6 protein-coding genes are annotated in these 13242 nt (G+C 68.1%); 3 read left to right on the top strand and 3 right to left on the bottom strand.

What is annotated here, in order from left to right:
* Positions 1-127 precede the first annotated feature (127 nt).
* The 3 genes from F8M74_RS01270 (at position 128) to F8M74_RS01280 (ending at position 4939) form a co-directional block, all read left to right on the top strand.
* Complete coding sequence (locus tag F8M74_RS01270; RefSeq protein ID WP_228560893.1) at positions 128-2824, top strand: hypothetical protein; 2697 nt, start codon at positions 128-130, stop codon at positions 2822-2824.
* Between the two features lie 350 nt (positions 2825-3174).
* Positions 3175-3915, top strand: a complete 741-nt coding sequence (locus F8M74_RS01275; RefSeq protein ID WP_141257680.1) for an SDR family oxidoreductase — start codon at positions 3175-3177, stop codon at positions 3913-3915.
* Positions 3916-4231: 316 nt separating this feature from the next.
* Positions 4232-4939: a RibD family protein gene (locus tag F8M74_RS01280; protein WP_141257679.1), complete on the top strand. Its 708-nt coding sequence runs from the start codon at positions 4232-4234 to the stop codon at positions 4937-4939.
* 58 nt (positions 4940-4997) lie between these two features.
* On the opposite strand, the gene F8M74_RS01285 is transcribed toward F8M74_RS01280, so the two are convergent.
* Genes F8M74_RS01285 through F8M74_RS01295 form a run of 3 tightly spaced genes read right to left on the bottom strand, consistent with a single transcriptional unit; the run spans position 4998 to position 13239 of the window.
* The gene (locus tag F8M74_RS01285) at positions 4998-6944 is read right to left on the bottom strand and encodes an ATP-binding protein (protein WP_141257678.1); all 1947 of its coding nucleotides are present in this window, start codon (positions 6942-6944) and stop codon (positions 4998-5000) included.
* A complete protein-coding gene (locus F8M74_RS01290) occupies positions 6941-8710 on the bottom strand; it encodes a hypothetical protein (RefSeq protein ID WP_228560892.1) in 1770 nt (589 codons plus the stop codon). The genes F8M74_RS01285 and F8M74_RS01290 overlap by 4 nt, the downstream gene beginning before the upstream one ends.
* Before the next feature lie 14 nt (positions 8711-8724).
* Positions 8725-13239 carry a hypothetical protein gene (locus F8M74_RS01295; RefSeq protein ID WP_141257676.1) on the bottom strand — a complete coding sequence of 1505 codons (4515 nt, stop codon included), beginning with the start codon at positions 13237-13239 and terminating at the stop codon, positions 8725-8727.
* Between the last annotated feature and the right edge of the window lie 3 nt (positions 13240-13242).

The raw sequence follows: 13242 nt of genomic DNA on the forward strand, positions 1-13242 counted from the left end.
AGCGGCCGGCTTTCAACAGCTCGACCACCCGCTCACGGAACTCCGGCGGGTATGGGGGACGTGACTTCGGCATCGTGGGACCCTTTTCGCACAGCGGGTGGAACTCCACGAAACCGGGGCAACTTCAGTGGAACTGCAAGGGCTGGGAACGGGCATCCATGTCATCCATGCGCCCAATGAGACGGGTAAGTCGAGCCTCATCCTGGCCGTCGCAAGGGCGCTGTTCGACCGCCACTCCACGAAGGACCGAGAGATGAACCTGCTTCGTCCCTGGCAGACCAAGCTCTCTCCGCGAGTGACGCTGGAGTTCGAGACGGGGGGGAAGCGCTACCGGCTTGAGAAGGCTTTCCTGGATGACGCCAGCAGCGTCCTGGATGAGTGGACGGGGAGTCGGTTCGAGCGGCTCGCTGAATCGCAGGAAGCGGATGCGTTGCTCCGAGGCTTCCTCGTCTCCAGCCTGCCCGGAAACGGCGTGACGAAGGTGGGCAACTGGGGCTTGGCCCGGCTGCTCTGGCTGAATCAGTCGGCAGAGCGGTACGACCTGCCCGGCCTCGATACACCGCTCAAGGCCCGCCTCCTGGAGACGGTTGGAGTCGCCGCCCTGAGCAACGAGGAACAGTCCCTCCTGAAGGCGATGGAGGGGGCCTACCGCCGGTTCTTCACGCCCAAGACGGGAAAGCTCGTCACCGGAAGCGACCTCGATCGTGAGGGTGCTCGCATGCGGGAGTTGCGCGAGGAGGCAGCTCGGCTGACTCAGCGGTTGGCGGAGATCGAGCAGCTTGCCAGCGAGAGCATGGACCTCGGCCAGAAGCAGATCTCCCTGGCGGAGGAACGGAGGACCTATGAGCAGCGGCTCGCTAGCTTGCACGAGCGCATCGCGGAGGAGGAGAAGCTGGAGCAGCAGGCGGCGCTCCGGGAGAAGGACGTCGAGCGTCAACGAAAAGAGTGGCAGGCGCTGGACCAGAAGCAGCGAGAGCTTCTCGCGCTCCAGCAGAAGGTGGTCCAGCAGGAGGACCTGCTGGCTCGCAACGAGCCGGCCTTGCAGGAGGCCCAGGGACTCGTCCGGCGCGCCGAGGACGGGGCTCGCGAAGCACGCGAGCGACACAAGGCTCAGCAGGGGGAAATGGAACTGGCGGAGCAGCGCGTGGAACGAGGACGACTCCTCGAAGATGCGCGCGCTTCCCTGGCGGAGCAGCGGAAGGTGGACGGGCTCGTCAAGCAGGGGACGCGGGTGGAGACCTCGGTGGAGAATGCCCGACGCAAGACTGCGGCGCTGAAGGCGCTTCCAGATGCAGAGGTGAAGCGCGCCGAGGAGGTGCAGCGCAAGCTGACTCAGGCCCTGGACAGGCTGGACGCACAGGGGGTCGAGGTCTCCTTCACGGCCGAGGGCCCGCAGCGCATCGAGTGGGAGGCCCAGGGGCACACCACACCGCACAAGCTCACCAGCGAGGAGCAGAAGGTCTTTTCGGGGGTGCGCGCTGGTGCACTGCGCATCAAGGGAGTGGGCGAAGTCCGCGTGCGCACCGCGGCCGAGGAGATTGGCAAGCTCGAAGCGGAGGTCGAGAAGCACCGGAAGGACCTGGCGCGCCGCCTCCATGAGCACGGAGTCGATGATGTGGTGGGTCTGCGCGCGGCCTGGGAGTCCCAGCAGGCCGTGCTTCAGGAGCTGTCGAAGTACGAGGAGGCACGGAGCCAGTTCTTGGAGGACAACAAAGTCGAGAGCGTCGAGGTGCTCAGGGAACAGCAGCGTGAGCAGGCACGGAAGACGGGGGCACTAAGTGCCCAGCTCAATCTTTCGCGGGAGGAGCTACAGACCCACCCATTTCCCGAGCTGAAGGCGCTGACGGAGGAACTCAAGGCCCGCAGGCAGGAGGTGAAGGCCCGGGACAAGGCGCGGGAGGAGGCGGAAGGGGCTCTCCGGAAGGCAGAGCAGCACCTGAAGGTCGTCACTCAGGGGCGCAATTCCGCGCAGGCTGCGGCCCAGGCGCTGGGCTTGGAGCTGAAGACCCAGCTCAACACCCTGGGCTTGTCGCTCGAAGGGCTGGGCGCGGAGGTAGAGCGGGGGGAGGCGGAACTGAACCGTCTGGAGAACATGGTCAAGGGGCTCCGAGCGCAGCTTCCCAGGCTGGAGGCACGCGCCACGGTCGAGCGGAAGAAGCTGCAGGACACGTTGGAGCGGATCGGAGACGAGGAGAAGAAGAACCAGGAGAAGCGCATCCGGGCGCAGGCGTTGCTCGAGCAGGCGGCTGCGGACGGTCTGTACTCGCGGCTCTGCGAGGCGGAGGAGAAGCTGGCGCTGGCGGAAGCCGCGTTCCAGCGACTGGAGACACGGGCCCGGGCCGCGGAGAGCCTCCGCACCATGTCCCAGGCCTGGCAGGACCAGGTGACCCAGACGTTCCTGGCGCCCATCGAGCAGGAGATCCACTCCCGCCTTGCGTATATCCGTGGAGGAGGGCGGCCCGAGCAAATCTTGCTGGACGCGGAATTCAGCGAGGCACGGTTGCAGACGGCGGGGGGCCCCTGGCCGCTGGAGGGCTTCTCGTGGGGGATGCGGGAGCAGACCCTGTTCACTTTGAGGCTGGCGCTCGGGGAACTGCTGGCCAAAAAAGGCCCGCGGCCGGAGCCACAGCTCGTCGTCCTCGACGACGCACTGGTGAACACGGACGCGGCCCGGCACCAGCGCGCCCTAGAGGTCATCGAGAGCGCAGGGGACACGTTGCAGATTCTCATCCTCACGGCCTTCCCGGAGCGCTACCGGACTCTCCGGGGAGTGAAGGAGTTCGACCTGAGGGCTCTGGCTCAAGCGTCCTCGCCGTCTTCCTGACCCGAAAGCAAGTCATTCAACCCCGCTCGCCCGTGCTGACCTGTCGCTAGTCGAAGGCGCGCACGGCCAACTCCTTCGCCATCTCGACGAGAAGCTGCGCGGTGAAAATCCAGGTGCCAGCGAGATGACGAGGATGAGGAGCAGTCCTCGGAGCATGCGCATCCATGACGCGTGCCTTCCCACGACGTCACCGCGGTTGCTCGCCGCGTCGGGGCGGTCGAGCAGCGCATCGGATTCTTCAGCGTGCCTTCAAGGCCTATCGCCGCATCGGCGTGTAGTCATGGGCGAGGGCGGTGCGTACTTCTCTTCGTAGACGCGGGACGCAGTGTCCCGAAGCCGGGAGAATGAAGATGTCGAACATTCAAGGGAAGGTCGTCGTCATCACGGGGGCCAGCAGCGGGCTGGGCGAGGAGACCGCCCGCCACCTCGCTTCCCGTGGCGCGAAGGTGTTCCTCGGCGCGCGGCGAACGGACAGGCTCGCCGCCGTGGTGGCGGACATCGAGCGGGGAGGGGGCCAGGCGAGTGCCCGTGCGGTGGATGTCACGAAGCGAGCCGAGGTCACGGCGTTCATCCAGGCCGCGGTCGACAGGTTCGGGCGCATCGACGTCCTGGTGAACAACGCGGGCCTGATGTCGCTCGCGCCGGTGGCGAAGACGCTGGTGGACGAGTGGGACCGGATGGTCGACACCAACATCAAGGGTGTCCTCTACGGCATCGCCGCGGCGCTCCCGGTGTTCCAGCGGCAGAACAGCGGCCACTTCATCAACATCTCCTCGGTGGCGGGGCACAAGGTCAGCATGGGGGCCGCGGTGTACGCAGGCACCAAGTTCGCCGTGCGCGCCATCTCTGAAGGTCTGCGGCAGGAGGTGGGTGGTTCCATCCGCACGACCATCATCTCCCCGGGTGCGGTGCAGTCGGAGTTGCCGATGGGGAGCTCGGACCCGGAGACCGCCGCCAGCGTGAAGGAGATGTACCAGCAGTTGGCGATTCCCGCGGACTCCGTCGCGAGGGCCATCGCCTTCGCCATCGAGCAACCCGCCGACGTGGACATCAACGAGGTCCTGCTGCGTCCCACGAAGCAGGTGCTGTGAGTCCTCACACCAAAACTCTCAAGGCGAGCCCATCATGAAAACGCGCAAGCTTGGGAATGGGAATCTCAAGGTCTCCGCTTGATGCATCCATCCCACAGAATCAGGAAACGTCGAGTGGATGGAGAAGGTCAGCGACGCTCAATACGGGAGCCGGTCGTAAGGGCCGCGCAGGCGCAGGAAGAATCCGTCGCGAGCAACCGCCACCTGGCGTTCAATACGGGCCGGCTCACCGTCGAGCCCGTCAACACGCGGTCTCAGGGGCTCGTCGGGAAGACGTCACCCTGGCGACCGCGCCCAGCGTCCGAGGAGACAGCAGATGCGCAGAGCGAAGCGCCCGTACGTGATTTGCCACATGGTGCCCTCCATTGATGGGCGCATCGTCACGAAGGGCTGGAAGCTCTCGTCGCGCGCCCTGTCCGAGTACGAGCGGACGGCGGAGACGTTCGACGCCGATGCCTGGATGATTGGCCGGATTTCGATGGAGCCCTACGCGGGGAAGGCGAAGGTCCCGGCACGCAAGGCAGGGCAGCCGATTCCGAGGACGGACTTCATCGCGAGGCACGACGCGGAGTCCTACGCCATCGCGCTGGACCCCTCGGGCAAGCTCACCTGGAAGTCGAGCTCCATCGATGACGAGCACGTCATCACCATTCTCACGGAGCAGGTCTCTGACGACTACCTGGCCTTCCTCCAGTCGAAGGGCGTCTCCTACCTGTTTGGCGGCAAGACGGAGCTGAACTTGACGAGGGTGCTTGAAAAGCTCCGTAAGGACTTCGGTATCAAGCGGTTGCTCCTGGAGGGCGGTGGGAAGATCAACGGCTCCTTCCTGGCAGAGGACCTCATCGACGAGCTGAGTGTCTTGGTGGCGCCCATCGCGGATGGTTCCATCGGAACGCCTTCTCTGTTCGATGCGAGCGAGGGAAGGGGCCCGGTCCGTCATCTCAAGCTGGTCTCCTGCGAGCCGCGGAAGAGCGACATGCTCTGGCTGAAGTACAAGGTGCGCAAATCAGAATCGAAAAGGTGATGAGCAGAACGGGCCGGGTGGACTGCCACGTTAGCGGCGCCATGTGTCACGGGCGCCGTCAGCGGAGCCCAGGGGGCGTGGTGCGGAGCTCGGAGGGGGGCTCGCGGCCCTGCTTCCGGTACTCATGCACGAGCGCCTCGATGATGTCCGGTGGTTGGATGGAGCGGCCCGCTTCACGCGCGATGAGCGCGGCCGTCAGTACCACGTTGCGAATCTGCCCTCCGGCCAGGTCCGCCGTCGCCGCCAGTCGGTTCAATTCCTTGGCGGGAAGTTCGTGCGCCATGCCCAGATGCGTGGTCCAGAGCGCGCGCCGCTCGGCGGGTCCGGGCAGGGTGAAGTCGATGATGGCATCGAGGCGGCGCGTAAAGGCTGTATCGAACCGGCTCTTGCTGTTGCTGGTCAGGATGGCCACGCCATCGAAGGCCTCGATTCGCTGAAGCAGGTAGTTCGTCTGTGCGTTGGCGAACCGGTCGTTCGAGTCCTTCACGTCGGTGCGCTTGGCGAAGAGCGAGTCCGCCTCATCGAAGAGCAGCACCAGGTCGGCATGCTCGGCCCGCGCGAAGAGCTGCGAGAGGTTCTTCTCCGTCTCACCGATGTACTTGCTCGTCACGGATGCCAGATCCACGCGGTAGAGCGGCAGTCCGAGTTTCGTGGCCAGCCATCCCGCGGCGAGCGTCTTGCCCGTTCCCGACGCGCCCATGAAGAGTGCCCGGACACCCGCGCGATAGCGCACCGTCGCGGAGGGGCCCAGGCCGTGGACCAGATCGTCCCGAGCGCGGCACCGCGCCAGGAGAAGCTCCAGTTCTCGTTTCACCTGGGGCACGAGGACGATGGCGTCGTCGTGGATGGCGTCCATCAAGGGCTCCGCGAGCGTGCTCATGCCCTCGGATTCCGCCTCCCAGGCCGCTGCGAGCACGTCTTGCAGCTCGGGCTCCGGTCGCCCGTCCAGCGCCGCTTTCTGCCGGGCCAGCCGGCCAAGTTGGGAAATCCGCCCTGCTCCCTGACGGTGCCGTCGGGCCAGCTCCTCGGCGAGGTTCGGTGCGCCCAGTGAGGACTCCCACAGTGCCCGCCGTTCCTCGCTGGGAGGTCGTGGAACGGACCAGCGCAACACCGCGCGGTCCGTCGCGTCGAGCGTGCCCTCGGGTCCGGTGATGGCCAGCACGGGGCCGCCGTAGTTCGGCAGGTTGGGAAGGACCTTTCGCTCGCCGGGCGCGAGCTCGTGGACATGGACGGGGAGCAGTCCTCGCTGAATCAGGAAGGGCCCCAATCCCGGCTGGTGCTCTGCTCCGAGGAAGAGGGGGGCTCGTCCGAGCGTCCTTGCGACCGCCGCCGCCACGGTGCGGGTTTCAGAGAGGGACGTGCCGCGCAGCACGAGCGTCGACCGAGGCTTGTCTGCGAGAAAGCGCGCATACCGGTGCACGCAATCCATGATGGAGGGAGGCAGCGGGACGTCCATGAGGCGGGCCGAGCCTAGCGTTGCCCCAGGCCAGGTGACGTCGTGGCCAGACAGCGCCAGGAAGAGCGGCAGCGGCATGGCCAGCGTTTGCTCACACAGTGGCAGCTCCTCCCGGAGGCGCGTCAGCAGGCCGCTGCCCAGGGCCGCTCCGGCGGTGAGGAGGAGCAGGGCGTCCTGGCCTCCGGAGGCGGCCGGCGCCAGTGCACTGGAAACCAGTCCCAGCGTTGGCCGAGAGGCCTCCACGGGTGCTTGAAGGTACGCGACGGCCCGGCCCACCATCGGGTCCTGCTCGACGGCTGCGACCAGGGCCACTGCCAGGAGCTCCACCAGGGAGAGCCCGAGCACTTCGCCGAGCATGACGAGTCCAGCATCCTCGGAGCCCGGACGTGTGAGGCGCTCCCGAGCGCGAGCGACCCAGTCCCGCCCCGTTGCATCCAGGTGCTGTCGCAGGAAGCGCAGCTCGATGGCTTCTCCATCCCCTGAGTCCTCTTGTGTGAGGGCCAACGCCGCGAGGACCGTGGTGCGAAGGGGCAGGGAGGACGTCGTCATGCTCCGGTCTCGTCGTATTGATAGTGGTACTGGATGACGCGGGCGAGCCAGGGAACCCATCCCGGGTTGATGTCGAGCCCCGCGCGGCGGATGCGGATGTCCACCTGCGAGGCCGCGAAGACGATGTCCAGATGCGTGCGGGTCACAACGAGGCGGCCGGGACGGAGGACGAGCTCTCTCAGCCCCATGTGTGCCAGCCGTCGCGTGACGCGGCCCACCGCGAGGAGGGCCGCGCGCAGCATGAGGGTGGCGTCATCCCAGGGGAGCCGGTGCGCCAGGGGCGTCGTGAGGCATCGGTCGAAGGGTGGGGGCAGCGCTGCCTCGTGAGACGTCGAGGCGAGCGGCATCCGGGTCCGTGCGTCAAAGGCAACGCAGCGTCCCGTGGATTCGCGGACGAGACGGAACGGTGCTCGCGCGCCGACGCCTGCCTGGAATCGCACGGGGAGGCCGAAGGGGCTGGGCTCGGGCAACGGCTCTGCTGCGGCCTCCTGGAGCACGCGGAACAATGGGTCCGTCGAAGGAACACCCAGGCGCTCGGCGACGTGACAGAGGAAGCGCTCCGGGATTCCAAGGTCGGCAAGGGCCGGGTGGCCTGCAAGAAACTCCTCGAGGCCCAGTGCGTTCAGCATGGGCACGAGGAAGAGCAGTCCCCCTGCGACTGTGGGAAGCGCTTCCTCCGTCACGTAGCGCTGGCGAGTATCCTGAGGCGTGGTTCCGGTGTCTCCGGGGGCCTCGTCAGTGTCCGTGGGTGCGGGGCGTGCCCTCTGCCGCGGAGCCGCGGTCTCACCCGCAGGGGACGCGGGTGTGGCTTCCTGGGGTTTCGTCACGTCGTCGGAAGACGGCGTGCCGGAAAGCGCCCGCGGCGATGGAAGCGGCGACGCTGCGATGCCCGGAACCATGCCCGTGTCAGCGGGGGCCATGGGTGCGTCCGGCTTCGGAGGGGCTTGTCGGGGCGGTTCCCGTGGCGTGGGTAGGTACGCCGTAGGGGACTCCTGGAGCGCCCCAAGCACCCGCCATGCCCGCGATGGAAGATTGGGCGCGGCTACCCGGGATGGCATGTGTGTGCAGAGCGCCACCGCGGCCAGCCACAAGGCACGAGCGTCGCCGGCTCCCCAGGTTCGTGCCCAGCGCGCGAGGGTACTCTGGAGCGGTTCGGAGACCTGCGCCGTCGGGCCCACGTCATCAAGGGGCAGCCGCGGCTCCGGGCGGGACGGCAGGTGTCCCCACCAGGCTCGGGCGAGCGCGGGTCCATCCTGCCATCGCAGCGCGCCCAACAGGGGGGCCAGTGCGCCGAGCGCGTGCAGCTCGGAGACGAGCGTCACCGCGGCGGCATGGCCCGGCTCCGTCCGCAACGCGCTGGCGAGCGTGAGGCGGAGCGCGTCGTCTCGGGATATGCCCGGGTGCAGTCCAGGAACGGCCAACCGCCAGAACCAGGCGTCCAGGGGCAGCCCTTGGGCAAGTCGGGTGGCCAGCAGCACGAACGGTTCCAGTTCATCCCGGAAGTAGACCGCCTGCGCGGTGGCGGCGGCCTGCGACCTCGCATGCACCGCGAGCCGCGCCAGCTCGCGCACGCGTTGCTCCACGACGAGCGAGAGCGTGGCCGGGCTGCGGTCCGCGTGAATCGTTCCGAGCGACAGCTGGCGGATGACCAGCACCCGCCCCCCGGGAGCATCCGGAAGGGATGCGGTGCGCAGTGCATCCTCCAGGAGGACAGCCCCTCTCCGGACGAGCGCGGTGCTGGCCGCCGCGAGCTTCACCTGGCGCACTCGCCGTTCCGCGGTCACCGGAGCAGTGTCCGCCGCGGCGTCGGGAGCAGGCCGCCTCGCTGCTCGGGCTCGGAAAACTTCGCCACCGTCTTCTCCGCGAGGTTCACGCTGGCCGCGCTCGTGGAGAAGACGCGCGCGCGGGCCGTTCCGGTGCCCAGGTCCTCCACCACGGCCTGGACCGTGTGAACGCCGGATGCGAGCAGCACATGGGTGCCTACGCGGATGCGCGATGGGTCCACTTGCAGGTCCAGCACCGTTCCCACCCTGGCGGGGGCTGGCTTCGGCAGGTGCCCGGCGACGATTTCTCCCACGGGGGCGTGGCTCGCGAGCAGCAGCGCCGAGCGCACCAGGTCGTTCATCAGCGCCACGGCCTCGGTGCGTGACGGGTTCATCTGCGCGAAGAGCCAGTCCACCAGCTCCTGAAGCTGGCGCCGGCTCGTGACCTCCAGCGTGTTCCACTGGGGCAGCCGGGCCAGGTCCCTGAGGTCCCACGGCGCGTCATACTCGCTGAGCATCGACGCCCATTCCATCCGGACGCGTGGAGGCACCTCGCCGAAGAGGAAGTAGAGGTACGTGGCTACCTTGGCGGTGTTTTCCAGCTCACGGGCCGCGGCTTGAGCGACGTCCGGCCGCCCGTGCGCGGTGTCCATCAGGTCGCCGAAGGAGGTGATGGGCAACGCCAGCTTCACCAGCTCTGCCCAGCCGCGGTGGACGAGGCTGGCCAGCTCCAGCGCCGCGGTGACGACCCTGGCCTGGGAGACAACCTGGCTCTGCGCGGTGAAGACACGGTTCACGCCTTCACCCGAGCGGCTGGGCGCGCGGGTGATCTGGGGGAGGGCGGGGGGCACGCGCACCGTGGCGCGCTGCCGAGCGCCTTCCAGGGTCCGGTGGACGAGGTCCAGCCGGTCCAGGCGCTGGAACAGCAATGGCCCCTGCGCGAACCAGTCCAGCGGGGCGTCGCGCAGGAGCTGGATGAGGGCCCAGAGTTCTGGAGGCGCGGCGCGTGTCTCCGCGAGCGCCGCGGGCAGCTCCGACTCGTAGATGCCGGTGTCCAACGCGCGGACGGGCGTGGCGCGGTCCAGGACCTGCTCTCTCGGCCGGTGGTAGACGAGGAAGCGAACGTGCTCGCGCAGCACCTGGGTGCGTCGTTCGTTGATGCGTTGCAGCCGGGTCTGCTCCTCGGCCAGGAGCGCGCGAGCCACCATGACGTCCTGGCGGGACTCGGAGACTTCCGTGCCAATCACTGTCAGGCGCTCGCCTCCCCGTGCCTCATGGGCCCGGAGCACGCTCACCAGGCGCCCACCTTCCTCCAGGGCCTCCCGGTATTGCATGACGCGGTCCTCGAGGTTCCGCAGCACGGCCAGCACGTCTTCGAGCTGGGCCACGGACATGGAGAAGTAGGTGGCCTCTTCCGCTCGCGTGGGCACCTTGGGCGCCACGTAACCGGTGAACACCTGGTTCCAATCCTCCGCGGTCAGGGCACGCAGCTCGCTCAACGGAATGCCGATGCGCTGCTCCGGGGTGGGCGTTGGCTCTCCGGTCCCCGGGGGCACGCGCGACCTCCGCCACGGGGGAACCTTCACGTTGGGGACCTGCACGGCCTCGAGGTTGAACTCCATGCCGGAGAGCAGCGTGAACAGCTTCCCGAGCACCTCTCGCTTGATGGCCATCGCCGAGTGAAGCGTGCCGATGACGGGCGATACCTTGAGGAGCCGGTCCCGGAGGTTGGATTGATCCAGGTAGCGGACCGTGGACCAGCTCACCGTGCGCTTCGCGTTCAGGACCCCGATGAACTTCTCCACGTCCGTCAATGTGGCGACACGCGTCTCGGCCTGCGCGACGTCGGTCAGTACGGGAGACGCCGTCATCACGGCGGAGGTGGTGCTGCCCAGCATGAGCTGGCGGACGCGATGGATTTCCGACTGGACCTGAAGGAAGGCGGCGTCCACGGCCTCGTCGACTCGCTGGATTCGGTTGGACAGGTCGCGCATCAGCCCACGCAGGCCCAGGGTTCGCTGGGTGGTGTGGAGGGGCGAGCGCACCGGCCGATGCCACAGGAGGTTCTCACGCGCCCTGACAATCACATCCAGTTGGTCGCCGCGGCGGATGGCCGCGGGCGCGGAGCGTGCCACCTCGGTGCCGAGCGTCTTCCAGGGCGTCCAGGTGGTGCCATCGAATCGGGCGTACCGGATGCGTCCGTTGACCGCTCGGGACAGGACATCCAGCACGCCCTTGCCTGGCGCGGACAGCGCGGCGGTGAGCGAATGGCTGTTGCCCAGGTCTTTCCACTCGCTCCACACCAAACCGTTGAAGCGCCGGTGCAGCAGGGAGCTGCCCGTGAGCGCGACCAGATCCACGGTGCTGTCATCCGGTGAGGCGCAGGCCTTGAGCCAGCGAATCTCCCGGCCCAGCGAGTGGTTGGTCCAGACCACCGCGCCGTGCGTGGGATCCGGGGAGACGGTGACCTGCTGGATGTTGCGCTGGGCGTCCAGGAGGAAGGCCATGAGCTGGCCCCGTGACACCACCGCCGAGATGGGCTCGCCCTTGAACGCGAGCGGCGTCTCAAAGGGCTTCGGCCGGATGACGCGTGAGGCGGTGACGGTCATCCACCAGAGTGAGAGGACCTGCCCTCGGAGGGCCTGGTAGAAGACGTCCGTGCGTCCCTCGGAGGGTGACACCGCGGCGGCATCTCCCATGACGTCGCTCGCCAGCACGCGAGGGCTGCTCCAGGGCTGATTGCTGACCCGGGTGTCCAGGTAGGTGTTGTGCAGGTTGCCCTGATCGTCGCGGAAGTAGACGTCCAGCCGCCCGCGCGGCCACATCGCCGCGACGGGCACCGAGCGTGACCTGACCTTGCCCTGGAGCACGGGCGTCACCTTGCTCCACGCCCGGCCGTCGAAGGTCCGGTAGCCCAGCGTCCAGAATGGTCCCCGGAACAACACATGCGCCCGGTCCTCGGTGGAGATGACCACGGGCGCGGAGGTGAGCTGTCCGGCGAACTCCAGCCGGGGCGTCGGGTCTCCCTGGGGCCGAGGCAGCAAATCGGAGCGCGCATCGACGGCCAACCCCCAGGACGGCTCGAAGTGGTTCTGGAGGTAGGCCTCGGCCGAGGGCACCGTCTCACCCGACGTTCCGTAATCCTCTTCGGTGGGGTTCGTCGGGTCGGCGGCGGGGATGTAGCGCGCCTCGTCCGGGTCGGCTTCCGGGTCCACCAGGGGGTAGTGCTTTCCGGTGGCGCCGTACAGGTTGTCCTTGAGGGTGCTCATCCGTGCGCGCACGACGATGCGCCGCTTCAGCCATCCGCCCAGGCGCTGAAGTCCTTCTTCGATGGCAGCGAGGAAGGCGGGGTCCAGCGGTGCGTCATGCAGCAGCCCCGGCTCATAGACGGCGCCAGGCACGGGGACGAGGATGCGAACGCGCTCCTCGCGGGTGATGTCCAGCGGCTCCAGGGCCGCGCTGGCCATCGCCACCGTGTCGAGCTGCTCCAGTGGAATGGGGACCGCCTCCAGCTCGAACCGGTCGGGGAAGAAGCGCCGCGTCCAGGCGCGGTAGTCCACGGCATCCGGAGGCAGCACGCCCACGGGCGGCAGGCGGCGGAAGTAGAGGATGGCCTTGTCCTGGGCGAGCCGCTCCGGGGGAAGCTCCGCCAGGTGGTCGTTGAACTGGAGGATGCGCGCCTGCCACAGCACGGGCGAGCCGCGGGACTTCAGCAACGGCGTGCGCGCGCGTGGCAGTCCACCCGCGCGTGCCACCGCGTGCCGGTCGACGAACAACGCCTCCGGACCGTCCGGACCCTGCCCGAAGCCCATCAGTCCAAGAGGAACGCCCGCGTGCTCCCAGGGAGCGAGCAGTCCACTCCGGCGACGGCGTTCCCGCTCGAAGAGGCTGTACACCAGCCGGCTGCGCCAGCGCAGGGAGTAGTCCTGCGGCATGTACCAGCCCTCGGGCCAGCCCCAGAGCACCAGCGCCGCGCCCTCCGTGCGCACCGCGTCCTCGAATGCATAGGACTCCGGGTCCACCTCGCAGGCGTCGGTCTGCGAGGCCGGTGGCGTCAACACGGACGTGGTGGGGACCAGTACCAGCACCGCGGCTTTGGGAAATGGCGGCGGGTCCGCAGGGGGCTCTTCGTTGGCGAGTGCCTCCAGGGAGAACGTGGAAGGGTCCCGGTGTCCCGGGAAGAGGGGAATCGCTCCCAGCGGGGCGCGGAGCTGCCGGCGGACGATGACGTCCTCGCCTGTCACGGCGATGCCGTTGCCGGGCCGGACATGAACGAAGGTCTGCGTGCCCACCCGCTCCAGATGAACCTCCAGCCCGGCGACGATGCCCGGCGTGAGGTGCTGGCCCAGGAGCGCGAGCCTCCCCGCGCGATGTTCCTGTTCCAGCGCGAGCGCGTCCGCCGACACGGCGCGTCCCGTGAAGAAGTGGGCCCTCCTCCGCCACTCGGCGTCCACGCCGAAGGGCGCCATGCGTGGCTCCACGCGGAGCACATGCTCGTTGGCCAGCGGATCCGCAATCGGCTTGGTAATCATCTC

It is taken from the genome of Myxococcus sp. CA023 (genome assembly GCF_010998615.1).
Classification (GTDB): Bacteria; Myxococcota; Myxococcia; order Myxococcales; family Myxococcaceae; genus Myxococcus.

Excerpts from the sequence above, each read along its gene's own strand:
- F8M74_RS01285 (WP_141257678.1), bottom strand. The coding sequence starts at position 6,944 with ATGACGACGTCCTCCCTGCCCCTTCGCACCACGGTCCTCGCGGCGTTG.
- F8M74_RS01295 (WP_141257676.1), bottom strand. The coding sequence starts at position 13,239 with ATGATTACCAAGCCGATTGCGGATCCGCTGGCCAACGAGCATGTGCTC.
- F8M74_RS01280 (WP_141257679.1), top strand. The coding sequence starts at position 4,232 with ATGCGCAGAGCGAAGCGCCCGTACGTGATTTGCCACATGGTGCCCTCC.
- F8M74_RS01275 (WP_141257680.1), top strand. The coding sequence starts at position 3,175 with ATGTCGAACATTCAAGGGAAGGTCGTCGTCATCACGGGGGCCAGCAGC.